This is a genomic window from Psychrobacillus sp. NPDC096389 (assembly GCF_044762855.1).
GTDB lineage: Bacteria > Bacillota > Bacilli > Bacillales_A > Planococcaceae > Psychrobacillus.
Map to the genome: position 1 here is coordinate 206,063 of NZ_JBIWFB010000007.1, position 19,292 is coordinate 225,354.

Below are 19,292 nucleotides of genomic sequence, written 5' to 3' on the forward strand. Positions count from 1 at the left end.
GTAATGACAATGTCAGATCCAATTGCAGATATGCTTACACGCATTCGTAATGCTAACATGGTTCGTCACGAGAAATTGGAAGTTCCTGCTTCAAACATGAAAAAGGAAATCGCTGAAATTTTAAAACGCGAAGGTTTCGTACGTGATGTTGAATTAGTAGAAGATAGCAAACAAGGTATCATCCGTATCTTCTTAAAATATGGTCAAAATGATGAGCGCGTTATTACTGGTTTGAAACGTATTTCAAAACCTGGTCTACGCGTTTACGCAAAAACAAACGAAGTGCCTAAAGTACTTAACGGTTTAGGAATTGCTTTAGTTTCTACTTCAAATGGTTTATTAACAGATAAAGAAGCTCGCGCTAAACAAGTTGGCGGAGAAATCGTAGCTTACGTTTGGTAATAATCAACAAACGAATGGAGGTGCAACAAAATGTCTCGAGTAGGTAAAAAACCAATAGAGGTTCCTGCAGATGTTACTGTTACAGTTAACGCTGACAACACAGTAGTAGTAAAAGGACCAAAAGGTGAATTAACAAATTCTTTTAACCAAGATATTAAAATTGAGCAAGAAGGTAATGTAATTACTTTAGTACGTCCTTCAGAGTCTAAAGAACACCGTACGATTCATGGTACTACACGTGCTTTATTAGCAAATATGGTTACGGGTGTATCACAAGGATTTGAACGTGGACTTGAATTAGTTGGGGTTGGTTACCGTGCACAACTACAAGGTACTAAACTTGTACTTAACGTAGGGTACTCTCATCCAGTTGAATTCACTCCTGAAGACGGAGTAGTAGTTGAAGTTCCTTCTAATACAAAAATTATCGTTCGCGGTATTAACAAAGAACGTGTTGGTGCTTTAGCATCTAACATTCGTCAAGTTCGTCCACCAGAGCCTTACAAAGGTAAAGGTATTCGTTACGAAGGCGAAGTTGTACGCCGCAAAGAAGGTAAAACAGGTAAATAATGCATTGCGCATTAGAAAGGAGTGACCACTGTGATTACGAAACAAGACAAAAATCAAGTTCGTAAGAAACGTCATGCACGTGTTCGTACAAAAATCACGGGTACTACTGAACGTCCTCGTTTAAATGTATTCCGTTCTAATAAACATATTTACGCACAACTTATCGATGATTCACAAGGTGTAACAATCGTAAGTGCGTCTACTATGGATAAAGACTTTAATGGTACAGCTGGAAATGTTGAAGCTGCTACATTAATCGGTGAAACAATCGCAAAACGCGCTGTTGAAAAGAACATCAAATCTGTTGTATTCGACCGTGGCGGTTACTTATATCATGGACGTGTTAAAGCGTTAGCTGAAGCTGCACGTGAAAACGGCTTAGAATTTTAAGAAGAAGGAGGGACATATTTCATGCGTGGTATTGACCCAAACAAACTTGAACTTGAAGAACGCGTAGTAACGATTAACCGTGTTGCTAAAGTTGTAAAAGGTGGACGTCGTTTCCGTTTTACTGCATTAGTAGTAGTTGGAGATAAAGACGGACATGTTGGATTTGGTACTGGTAAAGCTCAAGAGGTTCCAGATGCAATCCGTAAAGCAGTTGAAGATGCAAAGAAAAACTTAGTAGAAGTACCAAGAGTTGGAGGAACTACTCCTCATCAAATCATTGGTCGTTTTGGAGCTGGATCTGTTCTAGTTAAACCAGCAGCACCTGGTACAGGAGTTATCGCTGGTGGACCGGTTCGTGCGGTACTAGAATTAGCAGGTATTACAGACATTCTTTCTAAATCACTTGGATCTAACACACCTATTAACATGGTTCGTGCTACAGTACAAGGATTAACTGAATTAAAACGTGCTGAGGACGTTGCTAAATTACGTGGTAAATCAGTAGAAGAACTGTTAGGATAAGGGGGGAAATGACAATGGCAACTAAATTAGAAATCACCCTTACTAAAAGCTTGATCGGTACAAAACCAAATCAACGCAAAACAGCTGAAGCCCTTGGACTACGTAAATTACACCAAACTGTTGAGCATCAAGACAACGCTGCAATCCGTGGAATGGTTGGTAAAGTAGCTCACCTAGTAACACTAAAAGAAATTTAAGGTTTATCTTAAGAATAAGGAGGTGCCACCATATGAAACTTCATGAGTTAAAACCAGCAGAAGGATCTCGTTCTACGCGTAACCGTGTAGGTCGTGGTACCGGTTCTGGTAATGGTAAAACTGCAGGTAAAGGTCATAAAGGTCAAAACGCTCGTTCAGGCGGAGGAGTTCGTCCTGGATTTGAGGGGGGTCAAAACCCATTATTCCGTCGTTTACCAAAACGTGGATTTACGAACATTAATCGTAAAGAGTTTGCAATCGTGAACCTTGACACATTAAATCGTTTCGAAGAAGGCACAGAAGTAACACCTGCTCTATTAATTGAAACAGGTGTTGTGAGTAGTGAAAAATCTGGTATCAAGATTCTAGGTAATGGAACACTTGACAAGAAACTTACTGTTAAAGCTCACAAATTTTCTGCGTCAGCGAAAGAAGCAATTGAGAATGCTGGCGGACAAACTGAGGTGGTTTAATGTTTCAGACAATCTCCAACTTTATGCGTGTGCGAGATATTCGAAATAAAATCATTTTTACCTTGTTGATGTTGATCGTATTTCGTATCGGAACATTCGTACCGGTACCATACGTTGATGCAAATGTATTAAAGCAAACAGACCAACTAGGTTTGATTGGCTTCTTAAATACATTTGGAGGTGGAGCATTAGCCAACTTCTCCATTCTAGCGATGGGCATCATGCCATACATCACGGCATCTATCATTGTACAATTGTTACAAATGGATGTTGTACCGAAGTTTACAGAGTGGGCTAAGCAAGGAGAAGTCGGAAGACGAAAACTTGCTCAATTCACACGTTACTTCACCATTGTGCTAGCTTTTATTCAAGCAATCGCGATGTCATATGGTTTTAACCGTATGTATGGTGGATCTTTAATAAAAGAAGAAGGCATCTTAAATTATGTTGTCATTGCAATTGTATTAACTGCAGGAACTGCATTTTTAATGTGGTTGGGAGAACAGATTACTTCTAAAGGCGTTGGTAATGGTATATCCGTTATTATCTTCGCTGGTATCGTAGCTGCTATGCCAAATGCGGTTAACCAAGTGTATGCTCAATTTATTGATGGTGCTGGAGAAGCACTATTTATCAATATCGTAATTGTCGTATTACTATTATTGGCAATTGTTGCTGTTACAGTTGGAGTTATTTATGTTCAACAAGCGTTGCGTAAAATTCCAATTCAATATGCAAAACGCGTAGCTGGTACTGCCCAAACGGGTGGCCAACAAACGCACTTACCTTTAAAAGTAAATGCTGCGGGAGTAATTCCGGTAATCTTTGCTTCTGCTTTTCTTATGGCACCTCAATCACTTGTTTTGTTCTTTGGACAAAACAGTACGACTGAGTTCATAACGAGAGCATTAGATTATACACAACCTATTGGTATGATTATTTACATTGCTTTAATTGTTGCGTTTACTTACTTCTATGCATTCATTCAGGTGAATCCAGAAAATGTAGCAGACAATTTGAAAAAGCAAGGTGCTTATATTCCGGGTATTCGCCCAGGTATAAACACACAAAATTATTTGACTAGCGTATTGTATCGATTAACTTTTGTTGGTTCTATTTTCTTAGCTTTAATCGCAATAATGCCATTATTATTTGTTAAGTTTGCGGGACTACCGCAATCTGCACAAATCGGTGGTACCAGCTTACTAATCGTAGTTGGGGTTGCATTAGAGTCTATGAAGCAATTGGAATCACAATTAGTTAAACGTCACTATAAAGGCTTTATGAAATAATATTGGTTTTTAGGAACGGCTAGTTCCTAAAAATCTACAAATAGTCCTGAGGGGGTATTTTCGTATGAATATCGTTTTGATGGGTCTGCCTGGTGCTGGTAAAGGTACACAAGCAGATAAAATTGTTGAGAAGTACGCAATCCCTCATATTTCTACAGGCGATATGTTTCGTGCAGCTATTAAAGATGGTACGGAACTTGGTTTAAAAGCAAAATCGTTTATGGATCAAGGTGCATTAGTACCGGATGAAGTAACGATTGGTATCGTTCGCGAAAGATTAAGCAAACCAGACTGTGAAAAAGGATTCCTACTTGATGGTTTTCCACGTACTGTGCCGCAAGCAGAAGCACTAGATGCTTTACTTACGGAACTTGGAAAATCAATTGAGCATGTGCTGAATATTCAAGTAGAACAAGATGAATTGATCAGACGTCTAACGGGCCGTCGTATTTGTAAAGTATGTGGTACTGCTTACCATTTAGTCTTTAACCCACCTGCTAAGGACGGGGTATGTGATAAAGATGGTGGAGAGCTTTATCAACGTGCGGATGATAATCCGGAAACGGTAACTAACCGTCTGGAAGTAAATATGAAGCAAACACAACCTTTGCTTGACTTTTACGAAAACAAAGGTGTTTTAACTAATATAGATGGACAGCAAGATATTTCAAAAGTATTTGCTGATCTAGATGCTCTGTTACAGGGCAACCGCATCTAATAGCCCGGTGCCTGTCGCAGACGACTAGAATACCCGGGCACTATGCATAAGAACGAAGACGTTTTTTTCGAGAGCTGCAAAAGCATATTGCGCCCGGTATACGAACTGGATGAATAGAAATGTATTTATAACGAGGACCCCCTAGTCCACGTGCATTTTGACTTCTGAAAGGGTATAATGGGTTTCGTGGAAGCATCTATGTAACGAACGGGTACTATGGAACTCATCCAACACATTCGTACGAACATGTTGACATGAGGGAGACGGGTTTCTACCAGTCAGTCTACTCCGTGGATTGCAAAAAGCGAAACCTTACGAGTGTCTTTCGAACATCTCTCATGATTTCCAAACATATGCTTGAAACGAATAGTTTCGTTCCACTAGAGGCTATAACTAAAGCAAATTACGTTTGAGTAGTGATGAGAACCTGATTTGTATATAGAAGGGAGACAGGGTTGATGGCGAAAGATGATGTAATTGAAGTCGAAGGAACAGTTGTTGAGACTTTGCCAAACGCGATGTTTAAGGTAGAATTAGAAAACGGTCATACGATACTTGCGCATGTATCGGGTAAAATTCGTATGCACTTTATCCGCATTTTACCTGGAGATAAAGTCACAATTGAACTTTCTCCTTACGATTTAACTCGCGGTCGTATCACGTACCGTTTTAAATAATCTTTTGCACTCCGGACTACTAAGGAGGTTGGGTTAGATGAAAGTGAGACCATCTGTGAAGCCGATCTGCGAAAAATGTAAAGTAATTCGCCGACGCGGTAAAGTAATGGTAATCTGTGAAAATCCTAAACACAAACAAAGACAAGGATAATTAGAAGGAGGTGCACGACACATATGGCACGTATTGCTGGTGTTGACATTCCACGCGATAAACGCGTAGTTATTGCATTAACATACATTTACGGAATTGGTAAAACTACTGCACAAAAAGTTCTAGTAGGAGCTGGTATTTCTGAATCGACACGAGTTCGTGATCTTACAGAAGACGAGTTAAACAAAATCCGTGAACAAATCGGTGTATACAAAGTAGAAGGTGACCTTCGTCGCGAAGTATCACTTAACATTAAACGTTTGATGGAAATCGGATCTTTCCGTGGTATCCGTCACCGTCGCGGCTTACCTGTACGCGGACAAAATACGAAGAACAACGCACGTACTCGTAAAGGTCCACGTAAGACAGTCGCTAACAAGAAAAAATAATCGGTAAAGGAGGTTTCTTCTTAACATGGCACGTAAACAACAAACACGTAAGCGTCGTGTGAAAAAGAATATCGAATCCGGTATTGCTCACATTCGCTCAACATTTAATAATACAATTGTGACTATCACAGACATGCAAGGTAATGCACTTTCTTGGTCAAGTGCTGGAGCTCTTGGATTCAGAGGTTCTCGTAAATCTACTCCATTCGCTGCACAAATGGCTGCAGAAACTGCTGCAAAAACGTCTATGGAACATGGTCTTAAAACTTTAGAAGTAACAGTTAAAGGTCCTGGTGCTGGACGTGAAGCGGCTATCCGCGCACTTCAAGCTGCAGGTCTAGAAGTTACAGCTATCAAAGACGTAACACCAGTACCACATAATGGTTGTCGTCCACCAAAACGTCGTCGCGTGTAAAAGGTGACTCTCAAATTGTTTGAGAACATCATTTATTGTACAGACTGAGGTTGTTCAAAATAAGCAACCAGTTAAACGATCGAATTCATGATGGAAAGAACCTATACATTCGATGTTTTGAGGGAGGGTAAATTGGAATGATCGAAATTGAAAAACCAAAGATTGAAAGTGTAGAAATCAGCGAAGATACCAAGTTTGGTAAATTTGTTGTAGAACCGCTAGAACGTGGCTATGGAAATACTTTGGGTAATTCTTTACGTCGTATCCTTCTGTCTTCTTTACCAGGAGCTGCAATAACTTCTATTCAAATTGATGGCGTTTTACATGAGTTTTCAACTATTGAAGGCGTAGTGGAAGATGTAGCATCTATTATTATGAATGTGAAGAAGCTAGCTCTAAAAATCTACTCTGATGAAGAAAAAGTCATTGAGATTGATGTAAAAGGAGAGGGAACGATTACAGCTGCTGACATTACACATGACAGTGATGTTGAGATATTAAATCCAGAACTCTATATTGCAACAATCGGCAAAAATGGTCATTTCCGTATGCGTATGTACGCAGGTCGAGGCCGTGGCTACACTCCTGCTGATCAAAACAAACGTGAGGATCTTCCTATCGGCGTAATCCCGATCGACTCTATTTATACTCCAGTTTCACGCGTTAATTTTCAAGTGGAAAATACTCGTGTTGGGCAATCGTCTAACTACGATAAATTAACTCTTGATGTGTGGACAGATGGCAGCACCGGTCCTAAAGAGGCGATTTCGCTTGGAGCAAAAATTTTAACTGAGCACTTAAACATTTTTGTAGGGATGACAGACGAGGCACAAACTGCTGAAATCATGGTTGAAAAAGAAGAAGACCAAAAAGAAAAAGTATTAGAGATGACTATCGAAGAGCTTGATCTTTCTGTTCGTTCTTATAATTGCTTGAAACGCGCTGGTATTAATACAGTACTTGAGCTTGCAAGTAAGTCAGAAGACGACATGATGAAAGTAAGAAACCTTGGACGTAAATCTTTAGAAGAAGTAAGAGCGAAGTTAGATGAGCTTGGCTTAGGATTACGTAAAGAAGACTAAGCGAATTTTGATATAGCTAGATTTGAACTATTCACCAAAGGAGGGAAACATCCATGGGTTACAGAAAACTTGGACGTACAAGTTCTCAACGTAAAGCGATGTTACGTGACTTAACTACAGACTTAATCATTAACGAGCGTATTCAAACAACTGAAGCGCGCGCTAAAGAATTACGTTCTGTCGTTGAAAAAATGATCACTTTAGGTAAACGCGGAGATTTACATGCACGTCGTTTAGCTGCATCTTACATTCGTCGTGAAGTAGCAACATCTACTGACGAAGAAGGAAATGAAACAACTGTATTTGCATTGCAAAAGTTGTTTGATGATGTAGCACCACGTTATGCAGATCGTCAAGGCGGTTATACTCGTATTATGAAAGTTGGACCTCGTCGCGGAGACGGAGCACCAGTTGTAGTAATTGAGTTAGTTTAATTTGTTAGGCGGTTATACGCCTGCGAAAGTTAAACTCAAAAAGTTGAAGAGGGATGTTAGTATTTCTGACCTCCCTCTTCTTTTTTCAAACAGATTTATACGACATTATAAAAGCAGAGTGTTATGATGAGCGGACTTTTCAGTTGAAAAGTAGCGACTCGTCTAGCTCTACGCACCTCATTTTCGGATTGGTCTTGAGCAGCCAATCTTGAAATAAGTTATAGAAGAGCGCATTTCTCTAAATGAGGTGCGCGCTTTTTTAATTTGTCGTAATATAGTGGTAAAGGGAATTAGGGTAGCTGAGATGAGCTAGAGGAGGTAAAGGATGAAACACGAGATTATTTCTTTACAAGAAGTAACTTTTACATATGCAGAAGAAGATGAAAGCATACGACCTGCTGTAAATAATGTATCTTATACAATTTATGAAGGGGAATGGGTGGCGATTGTTGGCCATAATGGATCAGGAAAATCAACGCTTGCACGATTAATGAATGGTCTTCTATTTCCTCAGACGGGACAAGTACGTGTTTTTGGAGAACCACTTGCCGAAGAAAGTTTATGGGATACACGCTCTCAAATGGGAATGGTTTTTCAAAATCCAGATAACCAGTTTGTAGGAGCAACTGTACAAGATGATGTGGCATTTGCATTAGAAAATAACGGGATCCCTTTTGAGGAAATGGTAGAACGAGTGAAACAGTCATTAGTAAAAGTGAAGATGAGCGGCTTTATGAATAGTGAGCCCCATCATTTGTCAGGTGGTCAGAAACAGCGGGTGGCCATTGCTGGAGCTATTGCGTTACAGCCTAAAATTCTATTATTAGACGAAGCAACATCGATGTTAGACCCTCAAGGTAGGGAAGAAGTGCTTTCAACCGTGCGACAACTTAGAGCCGAGACAGATTTGACCGTTATTTCCATTACACACGATTTAGAAGAAGCTTTGCTTGCTGATCGCGTCATTATGATGAATCAAGGAATGAAATACGCAGAAGGTACGCCAGAAGAGATTTTTCAGCGTGGACAAGCATTAGTGGATGTGGGACTAGACCTTCCGTTTGCAATGAATGTTTCTAGATTATTAAAGGAACAAGGAATTGAGTTAGTAGCAGAACATATGTCAGAAGAAGAATTGGTGAATGATTTATGGACATCACACTTCAACAAGTAAGTTACGCCTATGCGAAGAATACACCATTTGAAAAAAGGGCGCTTTTTGATGTTGATTTACATATTCCTTCCGGATCGTATCAAGCCATTATTGGTCACACCGGTTCAGGGAAGTCGACGGTTTTGCAACATTTGAATGCTTTATTGAAACCGACGGAAGGTGCTATTAAAATTGGCGACGTAGAAGTTAAGGCAGAGAAGAAAAATAAGCAGCTTCGAAAAGTAAGACAAAAAGTGGGTATTGTCTTTCAATTTCCGGAGCATCAACTATTTGATGAAACCGTGTTGAAAGATATTATGTTCGGACCGATGAATTTTGGCGTGCCAGAAGAAGAAGCAAAACATCGTGCCATTGAATTAGTGAAATTATTAGGCTTACCCGATGAAGTATTAGAAAAATCACCTTTCGATTTATCCGGAGGGCAAATGAGACGTGTCGCCATTGCAGGAGTGCTTGCGATGAATCCGGAAGTGTTAGTACTAGATGAGCCAACAGCAGGTCTAGATCCAAGAGGAAGAAAAGAAATAATGGATTTGTTTTATCGACTTCACAAAGAAAAAGGATTAACGACGGTGCTTGTGACACATAGTATGGAAGATGCCGCAAGATACGCAGATCGGATTGCCATTATGCATGACGGTAAATGCGTTTTAGCTGGAACACCACAAGAAATTTTTTCTGATGAAAGTCGTTTGATGGATTATCGATTAGAGCTTCCCCAAAGTATTAAATTTCAAAAAAAAGTGGAACATATGATGGAAAAGAAATTACCTATTCTTTGTTTAACAGAAGAAATGTTAGCAGAAGAACTCGCGCGATTTTTAAAGAAGGAGCGTGAGTTATAATGTTAGAGAAAATGATATTTGGTCGATTTATACCGGGGGATTCATTTATTCATAGGTTAGATGCTCGAGCAAAATTGATTTTTGTATTTTTGTTTATCGCAGTAGTGTTTATCGCAAATAACTGGGTTACCTATGCAATTTTAGTTGCGTTTACATTTTTAATCATTCGAACGTCTAGAATTCGACTTTATTTTTTGATTAATGGGTTGAAACCGGTTGTTATTTTGATTATTTTTACGTTTTTATTGCATTTATTCTTTACACGAGAAGGCGCAGTAATATTCGAGTGGAAGTTTATAAAGATATATGAGGAAGGTTTACGCCAAGGGATATTCATCTCTATCCGTTTTTTTGTCCTTGTTATACTAACATCCATTTTAACGCTCACTACGACCCCTATTTCGATTACAGATGCATTAGAGACATTGTTAAACCCATTGAAGAAATGGAAGCTCCCAGTGCATGAATTAGCGCTTATGATGTCTATTTCCTTGAGATTTATCCCGACCTTAATGGATGAAACAGATAAAATAATGAAAGCACAAATGGCAAGAGGTTCGGATATGACAACCGGTAGTATGAAAGAAAGAATGAATGCTGTTGTTCCGCTACTTATTCCTTTGTTTGTTAGTGCATTTAAACGAGCGGAAGATTTGGCCACTGCGATGGAAGTGCGAGGTTATAAAGGTGGAGAAGGAAGAACGAGGTATCGGAAGTTAGAATGGGCAACAAAAGACACGGTAGTTATTGTTATTCTTTTACTTTTAGCGATCGTTCTCTTCTACTTTAGATCGTAATTGGAGGTGTATCATGCGGCTACGTGCAATTATTAGCTATGATGGTAGTGCGTTTTCAGGCTATCAAGTACAACCTGGAAAGCGAACCGTTCAGTTGGAGTTAGAACGAGTATTACAGACTATGCATAAAGGAATGGTTGTGAAAGTTGTTGCCAGTGGAAGAACGGATGCAGGCGTGCATGCAACAGGTCAAGTGATCCATTTCGATAGCTCGCTTTTATTGCCGATGGATCGTTGGAAAATGGCATTAAATGTACAACTTCCAGGAGATATTCGAGTGTTATTGGTTGAACAAGTGCGGGATGACTTTCACGCAAGATACGATGCGGTTGGAAAAACGTATCGGTATATTTGGTCATTGGATGAAGTGCATAGCCCATTTGAACGCAATTATAGCGTCCATGTGGAGCGGTATAAACCGAATATTGAGCTGATGAGAGAAGCGTCTAACCATTTGCTTGGAACACATGATTTTTCAAGTTTTTGTGCGTCTAACACGAGTGTGAAAGATTTTGTGCGAACGATCCATTCCATTCGCTTAGAAGTGAATGTAGAGAGAAATCAGCTGCATATGGAGATTAGCGGAAATGGATTTTTATATAATATGGTTCGAATTATTGCAGGAACTTTATGGGAAGTTGGAATCGGAAAAAAAAGTGAAGAGGACTTGCCTGAAATCTTGCAGTCTTGCAACCGAAAAAATGCCGGGAAAACAGCGCCAGCACACGGTTTGTACCTAGAAAAAGTAGTGTATTTATAACGAAGCAACCTTTCCAGGTGTTTTTCATAAAACGCTTGACTAAATGAAGTATTCGAGGTAAGATGATGTATGGTATTTTCATTAACCCCACAATATAAGCCCCGAAACTTATTGGTATGAGGATATAGAAAATTATAGATCGATTATGATTGAATTAGGAGGACAAAATACATGCGTACAACATTCATGGCTAAAGGTCACGAAGTAGAACGTAAATGGTTAGTAGTAGACGCTGAAGGCCAAACTCTTGGTCGTCTAGCTTCAGAAGTTGCAGCTATTTTACGTGGAAAAAACAAACCAACATTCACACCAAACGTTGATACAGGTGATCACGTTATCATCATCAACGCAGAAAAAATTCATTTAACTGGGAACAAGTTAAATGATAAAATTTACTACCGTCACACACAATTCTCTGGTGGTCTTAAACAACGCACAGCTTTAGAAATGCGTACTAAGTACCCAACGAAAATGATCGAATTAGCGATCAAAGGAATGCTTCCTAAAAACTCTTTAGGACGTCAAATGTTTTCTAAACTAAACGTTTACGCTGGAGCAGAGCATCCACACGCAGCACAACAACCAGAAGCATACGAGCTTCGCGGATAATAACTAAGAGGAGGACATACACTTGGCACAAGTTCAATATATCGGCACTGGTCGCCGTAAAAGTTCAGTAGCACGCGTACGTTTAGTACCAGGCGAAGGAAAAATTATTATCAACAAACGTGACGTAGAAGATTACGTACCATACGAAACTTTACGTGAAGTTATTAAACAACCATTAGTAACTACTCAAACTTTAGGTAGCTACGATGTACACGTAAACGTTAATGGTGGTGGATTCACAGGTCAAGCAGGAGCAATCCGTCACGGTATTGCACGTGCATTACTTACAGTAGACCCTGATTTCCGTGCAGCATTAAAATCTGCAGGATTCTTAACACGTGACCCACGTATGAAAGAACGTAAAAAACCAGGACTTAAAGGCGCTCGTCGTGCACCTCAGTTCTCAAAACGTTAATATTATATTATCAGTTCAAAGCACTTCTCGAGATTTCTCGGGGAGTGCTTTTTTTAGTTCTCGTTGATTTCTTAAAGTTTGAAAGGTGTGTTACAGGATTGTTACAGGTGCCTGGCACCAGTAACAATTAAAATATATATGAAAGTGGTTGTTTCGTTGTTTTTGGAGGTGTATATTAAGTAAATATTTATGAAATAGAAAAAACTCGGTGGGGGTGTGAGTGTGGGGTTTGCTTCTGAAAGGTTGTTGTTTCGTTCGTATATACAAGCTGATTTTGATTTTTTATATGGCATGTTATCTGATCGGGAAATGGTACGTTATATTGGAAATGGAGATACGCGTGATCCAGAAGGTACTCAAGCATTTTTAGATTGGATCTATAGTCATTATGAAATGGATGAAAAGTTTGGGTTAAAAGTGATTGTCCGGAAAGAAGATAATGTACTGGTTGGGCATGCGGGCATTGTTCCGCAAAAAGTAAACGGTAACGATGAGCTGGAGATTGGTTATTGGATTGCAAGACCGTATTGGGGAAATGGTTATGCTTCCGAAGCAGCGAAAGCCTTCTTAGATAGAGGGCTAAATCAATTAGGGATAGAAAGGTTTATATCTTTAATTCAACAAGGAAATGAAGCTTCTAGAAAAGTAGCAGATAAAAATGGTATGAGTGTAGAGGCAGAAATTAGTTTAAAAGGGCGAAATGTATACGTCTATTCAAATACTAGATAATCAATTTAAAGAAAAAGAGGCAATGTATGAAAAACAAATTTAATATGGTGACATCCACGATTCTCATCAGTATTTTTATCGCACGATTTGGAACTTTTTTAGTATTACCGTATTTAACATTGTTTTTGTTAGATGAATTTCATTACTCGGCAGTTCAAATAGGGACCGTTATTTCTACGCTTGCATTGTCTAACTTGATCATGAGTTTCATAGTTGGACCTTATATTGATAGGTTTCCAAAAGATAAAGTGATCATAACTGGGCTCGTCGGTTATTTAGGCTGTTATGTATACTTTCCTTTTATTGATCAATATGTAGGGTTCATAATGTTTGCTGCATTGCTTGGTGTGAGCCAGGCTATTGTTGAGCCAACTTACCGCGTGTTATTAAGTCTTTATACAGAACCAGAAAATAGAAGGTTCATTTTTAATATTCGATATTTCCTGATCAATATATCTGCAGCTATTGCACCGTTAACTTCTGTGTATTTTCAGCAGTTTGGTATGGAGAATTTGTTTTTTGTAGTAGGCTTTATTTTCTTTATTAATATTATGACTTTTGCAATCATTTTTAAAAAGTATCCAATGAAGCCAGTAGCTGCACAGAAAGAAAATCCTTCTATTTTTCAATCTTTCTATGTATTCCAGAAGGATTATGCATTTGGCGTTTTTATATTAGCGTTGATTTTCATCAGCTTCGGGTATAGCCAGTTTGACTCCACGTTTAGTCAGTATTTAGGTATAAGGTTTAACCATGAGCTAGCGATTCAATACTTTGCATGGCTCATTACTACGAATGCTATTACAGTAATCATTATTCAATATTTCGTTTACAAATTGGGGGAAATTATTAGTACGACTTCTTCCCTCATAATAGGTAGTGTCTTGTTATCGGTAGGTCTTGTCTGTTTTGGGCTGAGTGAACAAATTCTTTTATTAATAGGAGCAATGATTGTTTTTACAGCAGGAGAAGTACTAGTTTTCACCATGATAGATATACATCTAGACGGCATGTGTGAGGATCATGAAAAAGGAACGTATTTTGCTTTATCTGGTGTGAAATCAGTTGGGAGGATTGCTGGACCGAGTATAGGAGGCGTTCTTTTAGATAGTTTGAATAGTGGAGCTCTTGTCTTTACGATTATTGGAGGGGTTACATTACTAGCAATACCATCTTTCTATCTTAGTAACCGAATGAAAAAAAGGAGGACTGCACATGCAATTATTCAATCTAATTAAAAACGAAAAAGAATATTGGTTAGTCGATCAAGTGAAGTTAAAGAGCAAGTCGGAAGAAGATTACAAAGAAGCATTTACTAATATTTTGAATGCCTTTAAAGAGGAACAGATAGGCTATTTGTCTTTACTAATGGATGAGGCATTTGAAAGTTGGTTACTAACTAATGGGTTTAGAAAGATTTCTTCTATTGTGGAGTACACGAAGCAATTACAGGAGGAAGTTATACGAACGAGTGATCTTAAAATTCATTCGTTAGCAGAAGAGGGCATGACTGATGCAGAGTTTGCCGAAGCATATGAATTGTGTCGTGCTGGAACTGCAAATAAGAATATACCTCAGCCCATCGAGCAAGTGATGGCCTCGATAGCCAATGAGTTAGGAGACGAGTGGAGGAGTAATTGTTACACCTTTTTTCACGAAAACGAGTTAGTCGGGATAAGCATTCCTCATATTGAAATGGGAACAAAAGAGGAAGGAAGAATGTTCTACTTTGGTATAGTTCCTAGCATGCGCGGGAAAGGATATGGTGCGAAAATGCATAGGGCTACACTTCCGCTCATGAAAAAAATGGGTGCAACTTATTATGTTGGCAGTACTGACGAAAGTAACGGGCATATGGTTCAAATTTTCAAGAAAAACGGTTGCGTACTAAGAGATAAAAAAGGAATTTACCGAATCGAAAAATGACTAACTAAAGCTATCATACTCTTTGTCCCTCATACGTATAATGAGTGAAAAAGGAGCGATGAACCTGAAAAAGTGGATAATCATCTTCGTATTGTTTTTAGTATCATTACTTGCAGTAATTTACGGAACGAAGGCAAGTGATACTGGTTTTTTCTTACCGGATCCGCTAAGTGGCGTAAAGATTGTCATTGACCCAGGGCATGGTGGGATTGATGGCGGTGCAAGTCATGGAGAAGTAGTGGAACGTGATATCACATTAGCTATGTCATTAAAGTTAGAGAAAAAGCTAAAAGCACAAGGAGCTACAGTTGTCATGACTCGTACGAAAGATGGGGACGCAGTAGCGGAACATAAACCGGATGAAGATTTTCCAACAACTCGCGCTAGAAAACGGGCAGATTTACTCCTTCGAGAAGAAATTATGAACAACTCGGAAGCTGATATTGTCTTGAGCCTACATGTGAATGCAGTTCCGGAAGAGAGATGGCGTGGGGCACAAGTATTTTATCACGCAGAAGGTCACGAAGGCGGAGAACTTCTAGCCAAGTCCATCCAAGGGTCGATTAGAGAAAGTATAGGCAACACGGAAAGAGAAGCACTGGCGATTAAACAAGTCTATATTTTGAAAAAAGCAAAGGCACCAGCAGTTTTGGTAGAAACAGGTTTTATAAGCAACAATGAAGAGAGAGAATTACTGCAATCAGACAAATACCAAAATCAAATGGTCGATGCCATTTCAGATGGGGTCCTTCGTTTTGTAGAGGACAATATTTACTGAGCCAATGTTTAGGAATGTAGACACTCGTATATGGTATACTATATTGTGAATAGTTAACTAAAGGGGAGTGTCTACAAATGATTAATGAGCAACAAGTTCGTTCGTTACTTGGCGAATTAAATGATCCATTTTTACATAGAACTTTAGAAGAAACAAACGGAATATCAACAGTATCCATAAAAGAAGAAAAGAATCATGTCAGTGTGAAGCTGGCAATTGCCAAAATAAATTCGGCAGAACAAATGCAACTACAAACTAAAGTAGTGGAAGTATTAAAAAACGCAGGAGCAGCAACAGTAGGTATTCGCTTTGAAGAATTACCGAAAGAAGTATTAGAACAATTTCGTGGAAAAGCAAAAGAGAGTGACAGCCAGAGCATTCTCTCCCCTGATAGCAAAGTAAAAATCATCTCTATTGCTTCTGGTAAAGGAGGAGTAGGGAAATCTACAGTATCAGTCAACCTAGCAGTAGCACTTGCACGACTAGGCAAAAAAGTCGGTTTAGTAGATGCAGACATTTACGGCTTTAGTGTACCAGATATGATGGGAGTAAAAGATATCCCGCAAATAAAAGAGGACCGTATCATACCAGTGGAACGCAAAGGGGTAAAAGTTATCTCTATGGGGTTCTTTGTGGAAAACAATACACCGGTCGTATGGCGCGGACCGATGCTCGGTAAAGTATTAGATCAATTTTTCAAAGATGTTGAATGGGGAGAATTAGATTACTTACTATTAGATTTACCACCGGGCACAGGGGATGTTGCATTAGACATTCACCAAATGTTACCTGCGTCTAAAGAGATTGTTGTTACAACACCTCATCCGACAGCTGCTTTCGTTGCAGCAAGAGCTGGTGCCATGGCACTCCAAACAGATCACGAAATACTCGGCGTTATTGAAAATATGTCTTGGTATGAAGCAAAATCTACAGGAGAGCGTGAATTCGTATTTGGTAAAGGTGGAGGTCCTAAGCTTGCGGATGAACTTCGGACAGAATTACTTGGTCAACTTCCATTAGGACAACCAGATTGGAATGATATTGATTTTGCACCTTCTGTATATGCAGAAACACATGAAACAGGGAAAATTTATTTAGAGATCGCACAAAAAGTAATCGAAAAAGCATAAAAAAGGGCCGTTTCCACTGTGGGAGCGGCCTTATTTGTCTGCTTCTTCTTTCTTTTCTTCAGAGGAACCTGATTCTTCTTTAGATTTACCGCCGCCTTCTTTCTGCGAGCCAGCTTCTTCCACTAGCTTTTGCCACTTCGTTTGCAATAAAGGATTTTGAATCGCTTCTTCTACAACCTTTTGCATCTCTTTGCGCATATCACTGGATTGTAGTACTTTTCCTAATTCTTTTTTCATTTCGGCAGAAGCAAAAAAGCTTTCTAAGTCTTGTAAATAAGTGGGATCCTTCATGAGTGCTTTCATTAGTTCTTCTTGTTGTTTCACCATACTTTTTGCCATTGTCTCCGAAAATTTAGGGTCTTGATAAACTTCCTTCCAAAATTCTTCTGCCTCTTTAGATAACATTGTTTCTTCAACAGATTTCTTTACTTGCTCATGGTCGATTACTAGCAGTTCTTTAAATTGTGGATCATCTAAAAGCGTTCGAATAGCCTTTTTTCCGTCTTCTGTTTGTAACGCATCTATGAGCATTTTTTTATTTTCCTCATAGGAAGGAGGAGCAGTAGAACTACTACATCCGGCAAGAAATCCAATACTCAACAAAATAAGCGCAAAATACTTCATAATCGTCACCGTCCTTTCGATTATTGTTCACATTTGTTTCAGAAATATGTATAGTAACTAGGAAGAAATAGATTTTTAAGCAAATGGTTGTTACAATTTAAAGTAAAGAAGAAATAAGTACTTTTGGAGGAAATCGTGCTGTGACTATACGAAATTGGTTTAAATTTTTTCTAAATGCCATGTTAATCGGTGGAATAATTACAGGTGTTTTTGGTTTATTTATACGTTGGGATGATGCTTTTGCAAAATATTTCGAAGCAGGGCAATGGGGAGAATTTTTTGCAGCTTTTGCATTCATGATTGTGATGGGCTTTACAGTAAGCGTAATAGCGCAGATGGGTTATTTTGCTTACTTAACGATTCACCAAATGGGTGTAAATATTTTTAGAACATTGACGCTTTGGAATTGGGTTCAGTTACTTATTATTGCCTTCGTTATTTTTGATTTGATCATGTTCCGATTCCGACCTAATGCTGAAACAACCGGACAAGTATGGCTTTACGTCATCTTACTTGCAGTATTAATCATTACAGCTATCATTGTTGCCATTACAAAAGCAAATATGACGAAAAAGCATACCCTTATTTCTGCGTTGTTCTTTATGATTGTTGTATCCACACTGGAATGGTTACCAGTATTAATGGTACGAGCAGATAATGTGGATAGTTGGGTAACATTATTATTATTCCCAATTCTTGCTGTAAATGCATACCAATTATTAGCTTTACCAAAATACAATGCAAAATCCGACGAGGATCGTTTGAAATTGGAAGCCCGCAGAAAAGAGAGAAGAGAAGCAACAACTGTCGAAACAAAGTAAATAGAAATTGCCATGACGAATGAGTCATGGCAATTTTTTTATTCAGGAAATGTTTTAGTGTTCATTTTTAAACCGAATATATTTTGTTCTATTGATAAAAATGATTGAGAATTCAAAAGTTTGGTAAGTTGTTTTATATCAACCCGTTCCTCTTGGTGAAGTGGTACAGAAAGGACATCTCCTTTTGTAAGTACAGGAACTTCATCATCCCAATATTTACTGGAGCTAAGTAAGTTTACTTCATGCTCCCAAGCAACATCTTGTAATTCCATTGGGAACTGATAATCCTTTGGTCGAAACCAAAGCGGTTTTTCACCCATCACTTTTTCAAATTGATCTATTTCTTTTTGAAATAAAACAGGATCCTCTATATAAGCCGCGCCGTCCTGACCTAAAAGCCCAATCGGAATATGTTTATCTTGCATACTCTTTATAATGGGTTCGGATCGTTCTAACCATTCAATGCTTACAAAAAAATGTGGATAAGGTGCTTTTAAATCTTTTAGCAAAGTTTCAATTTCCTCTTTTCCAAATGTCAAATCGATAGTGACTGTTTTTCCGTATGTTCCTTTGGATATAACAGAAGGTTTTTCTGTTAATTGAAAAACGGGTAGTATAGAGGGATAATTCGTTGGAACGAAAAATAACAGGGTGATAAATAATGTGAATGAACCGACTAACAATAGCTTTTTTTTCAAAGTAACACGCACCTTTTCAAATCATTTTAATAAACTTTATGTTTTAGTGTTGACATTCATGTTAAAACGATGTTAAGATACAAAGGTCGCCAAAACAAGACGACAACATGAACATTGAAAACTGAACATGCAAAACGTTAAGACATATAGCTTGAAAGATTAACTTCGGTTAACTTGATAGCAAAACAATTTTGACATCATTTAATGATGATGCCAGCAAAACAACATGAGCTTTTTAAGTTCTCTATTATGGAGAGTTTGATCCTGGCTCAGG

28 protein-coding genes are annotated in these 19,292 nt (G+C 38.6%); 26 read left to right on the forward strand and 2 right to left on the reverse strand.

Going from position 1 to position 19,292, the window contains the following annotated elements; all coding sequences use genetic code 11:
• The first annotated feature begins 3 nt into the window (after window positions 1–3).
• From rpsH to ACIQ38_RS17325, 25 genes are all read left to right on the forward strand, one after another.
• The gene (gene rpsH / locus ACIQ38_RS17205) at window positions 4–402 is read left to right on the forward strand and encodes a 30S ribosomal protein S8 (protein WP_142538198.1); all 399 of its coding nucleotides are present in this window, start codon (window positions 4–6) and stop codon (window positions 400–402) included.
• A gap of 30 nt (window positions 403–432) precedes the next feature.
• Window positions 433–972, forward strand: coding sequence for a 50S ribosomal protein L6 (gene rplF, locus ACIQ38_RS17210; RefSeq protein ID WP_142605847.1), 540 nt, complete (start codon window positions 433–435; stop codon window positions 970–972).
• 30 nt (window positions 973–1,002) lie between these two features.
• On the forward strand, window positions 1,003–1,362 hold the full coding sequence (rplR, locus tag ACIQ38_RS17215; protein WP_142538200.1) for a 50S ribosomal protein L18: 360 nt from the start codon (window positions 1,003–1,005) through the stop codon (window positions 1,360–1,362).
• A gap of 21 nt (window positions 1,363–1,383) precedes the next feature.
• Window positions 1,384–1,884 carry a 30S ribosomal protein S5 gene (gene rpsE / locus ACIQ38_RS17220; protein WP_402825757.1) on the forward strand — a complete coding sequence of 167 codons (501 nt, stop codon included), beginning with the start codon at window positions 1,384–1,386 and terminating at the stop codon, window positions 1,882–1,884.
• Window positions 1,885–1,898: 14 nt separating this feature from the next.
• Entirely contained in the window at window positions 1,899–2,081 is a 183-nt protein-coding gene (gene rpmD / locus ACIQ38_RS17225) for a 50S ribosomal protein L30 (RefSeq protein ID WP_142538201.1), read from the forward strand.
• 32 nt (window positions 2,082–2,113) lie between these two features.
• Window positions 2,114–2,554, forward strand: a complete 441-nt coding sequence (rplO, locus tag ACIQ38_RS17230) for a 50S ribosomal protein L15 (RefSeq protein WP_142538202.1) — start codon at window positions 2,114–2,116, stop codon at window positions 2,552–2,554.
• On the forward strand, window positions 2,554–3,846 hold the full coding sequence (secY, locus tag ACIQ38_RS17235; protein ID WP_402825762.1) for a preprotein translocase subunit SecY: 1,293 nt from the start codon (window positions 2,554–2,556) through the stop codon (window positions 3,844–3,846). The genes rplO and secY overlap by 1 nt, the downstream gene beginning before the upstream one ends.
• A 64-nt stretch (window positions 3,847–3,910) precedes the next feature.
• Window positions 3,911–4,564: an adenylate kinase gene (locus tag ACIQ38_RS17240; RefSeq protein WP_402825765.1), complete on the forward strand. Its 654-nt coding sequence runs from the start codon at window positions 3,911–3,913 to the stop codon at window positions 4,562–4,564.
• Window positions 4,565–5,022: 458 nt separating this feature from the next.
• Window positions 5,023–5,241 (forward strand): translation initiation factor IF-1, encoded by a 219-nt coding sequence (gene infA, locus ACIQ38_RS17245; protein ID WP_016429904.1) that lies wholly within the window; start codon window positions 5,023–5,025, stop codon window positions 5,239–5,241.
• Window positions 5,242–5,278: 37 nt separating this feature from the next.
• Window positions 5,279–5,392, forward strand: coding sequence for a 50S ribosomal protein L36 (gene rpmJ, locus ACIQ38_RS17250; RefSeq protein WP_003247619.1), 114 nt, complete (start codon window positions 5,279–5,281; stop codon window positions 5,390–5,392).
• A 23-nt stretch (window positions 5,393–5,415) separates the two neighbouring features.
• Window positions 5,416–5,781, forward strand: a complete 366-nt coding sequence (gene rpsM / locus ACIQ38_RS17255) for a 30S ribosomal protein S13 (protein WP_142538205.1) — start codon at window positions 5,416–5,418, stop codon at window positions 5,779–5,781.
• A gap of 25 nt (window positions 5,782–5,806) precedes the next feature.
• Complete coding sequence (gene rpsK / locus ACIQ38_RS17260; RefSeq protein ID WP_053591340.1) at window positions 5,807–6,196, forward strand: 30S ribosomal protein S11; 390 nt, start codon at window positions 5,807–5,809, stop codon at window positions 6,194–6,196.
• A gap of 137 nt (window positions 6,197–6,333) precedes the next feature.
• Complete coding sequence (locus ACIQ38_RS17265; RefSeq protein WP_402825771.1) at window positions 6,334–7,278, forward strand: DNA-directed RNA polymerase subunit alpha; 945 nt, start codon at window positions 6,334–6,336, stop codon at window positions 7,276–7,278.
• A 53-nt stretch (window positions 7,279–7,331) separates the two neighbouring features.
• Window positions 7,332–7,712 (forward strand): 50S ribosomal protein L17, encoded by a 381-nt coding sequence (rplQ, locus tag ACIQ38_RS17270; protein ID WP_093274692.1) that lies wholly within the window; start codon window positions 7,332–7,334, stop codon window positions 7,710–7,712.
• Between the two features lie 325 nt (window positions 7,713–8,037).
• The gene (locus ACIQ38_RS17275) at window positions 8,038–8,886 is read left to right on the forward strand and encodes an energy-coupling factor ABC transporter ATP-binding protein (RefSeq protein ID WP_402825775.1); all 849 of its coding nucleotides are present in this window, start codon (window positions 8,038–8,040) and stop codon (window positions 8,884–8,886) included.
• Complete coding sequence (locus ACIQ38_RS17280; protein WP_402825778.1) at window positions 8,862–9,731, forward strand: energy-coupling factor ABC transporter ATP-binding protein; 870 nt, start codon at window positions 8,862–8,864, stop codon at window positions 9,729–9,731. Before ACIQ38_RS17275 ends, ACIQ38_RS17280 begins: the two co-directional genes overlap by 25 nt.
• Window positions 9,731–10,528 (forward strand): energy-coupling factor transporter transmembrane component T family protein, encoded by a 798-nt coding sequence (locus ACIQ38_RS17285; protein ID WP_402825781.1) that lies wholly within the window; start codon window positions 9,731–9,733, stop codon window positions 10,526–10,528. Before ACIQ38_RS17280 ends, ACIQ38_RS17285 begins: the two co-directional genes overlap by 1 nt.
• A gap of 10 nt (window positions 10,529–10,538) precedes the next feature.
• The gene (gene truA / locus ACIQ38_RS17290; protein ID WP_402825835.1) at window positions 10,539–11,288 is read left to right on the forward strand and encodes a tRNA pseudouridine(38-40) synthase TruA; all 750 of its coding nucleotides are present in this window, start codon (window positions 10,539–10,541) and stop codon (window positions 11,286–11,288) included.
• A gap of 171 nt (window positions 11,289–11,459) precedes the next feature.
• Window positions 11,460–11,897: a 50S ribosomal protein L13 gene (rplM, locus tag ACIQ38_RS17295; RefSeq protein WP_402825784.1), complete on the forward strand. Its 438-nt coding sequence runs from the start codon at window positions 11,460–11,462 to the stop codon at window positions 11,895–11,897.
• 22 nt (window positions 11,898–11,919) lie between these two features.
• Window positions 11,920–12,312, forward strand: coding sequence for a 30S ribosomal protein S9 (gene rpsI, locus ACIQ38_RS17300; protein ID WP_402825787.1), 393 nt, complete (start codon window positions 11,920–11,922; stop codon window positions 12,310–12,312).
• 222 nt (window positions 12,313–12,534) lie between these two features.
• Complete coding sequence (locus ACIQ38_RS17305) at window positions 12,535–13,041, forward strand: GNAT family N-acetyltransferase (RefSeq protein ID WP_402825790.1); 507 nt, start codon at window positions 12,535–12,537, stop codon at window positions 13,039–13,041.
• A 26-nt stretch (window positions 13,042–13,067) separates the two neighbouring features.
• Window positions 13,068–14,279 carry an MFS transporter gene (locus ACIQ38_RS17310; RefSeq protein ID WP_402825793.1) on the forward strand — a complete coding sequence of 404 codons (1,212 nt, stop codon included), beginning with the start codon at window positions 13,068–13,070 and terminating at the stop codon, window positions 14,277–14,279.
• Window positions 14,257–14,967: a GNAT family N-acetyltransferase gene (locus tag ACIQ38_RS17315; RefSeq protein WP_402825795.1), complete on the forward strand. Its 711-nt coding sequence runs from the start codon at window positions 14,257–14,259 to the stop codon at window positions 14,965–14,967. The genes ACIQ38_RS17310 and ACIQ38_RS17315 overlap by 23 nt, the downstream gene beginning before the upstream one ends.
• A 64-nt stretch (window positions 14,968–15,031) precedes the next feature.
• Complete coding sequence (locus ACIQ38_RS17320; RefSeq protein ID WP_402825838.1) at window positions 15,032–15,745, forward strand: N-acetylmuramoyl-L-alanine amidase; 714 nt, start codon at window positions 15,032–15,034, stop codon at window positions 15,743–15,745.
• 77 nt (window positions 15,746–15,822) lie between these two features.
• Window positions 15,823–16,875 carry an Mrp/NBP35 family ATP-binding protein gene (locus tag ACIQ38_RS17325; protein ID WP_402825797.1) on the forward strand — a complete coding sequence of 351 codons (1,053 nt, stop codon included), beginning with the start codon at window positions 15,823–15,825 and terminating at the stop codon, window positions 16,873–16,875.
• A gap of 30 nt (window positions 16,876–16,905) precedes the next feature.
• Here ACIQ38_RS17325 and gerD read toward each other — a convergent pair whose 3' ends face one another.
• Complete coding sequence (gerD, locus tag ACIQ38_RS17330) at window positions 16,906–17,499, reverse strand: spore germination lipoprotein GerD (RefSeq protein ID WP_402825800.1); 594 nt, start codon at window positions 17,497–17,499, stop codon at window positions 16,906–16,908.
• Between the two features lie 140 nt (window positions 17,500–17,639).
• On the opposite strand from gerD, the gene ACIQ38_RS17335 reads away from it, so the two are divergent.
• Window positions 17,640–18,320, forward strand: coding sequence for a KinB-signaling pathway activation protein (locus ACIQ38_RS17335; protein WP_402825803.1), 681 nt, complete (start codon window positions 17,640–17,642; stop codon window positions 18,318–18,320).
• A 38-nt stretch (window positions 18,321–18,358) separates the two neighbouring features.
• Here the strand turns inward: ACIQ38_RS17335 and ACIQ38_RS17340 are convergent, their stop codons facing one another.
• On the reverse strand, window positions 18,359–19,018 hold the full coding sequence (locus ACIQ38_RS17340; RefSeq protein ID WP_402825806.1) for a polysaccharide deacetylase family protein: 660 nt from the start codon (window positions 19,016–19,018) through the stop codon (window positions 18,359–18,361).
• Window positions 19,019–19,292: the final 274 nt, after the last annotated feature.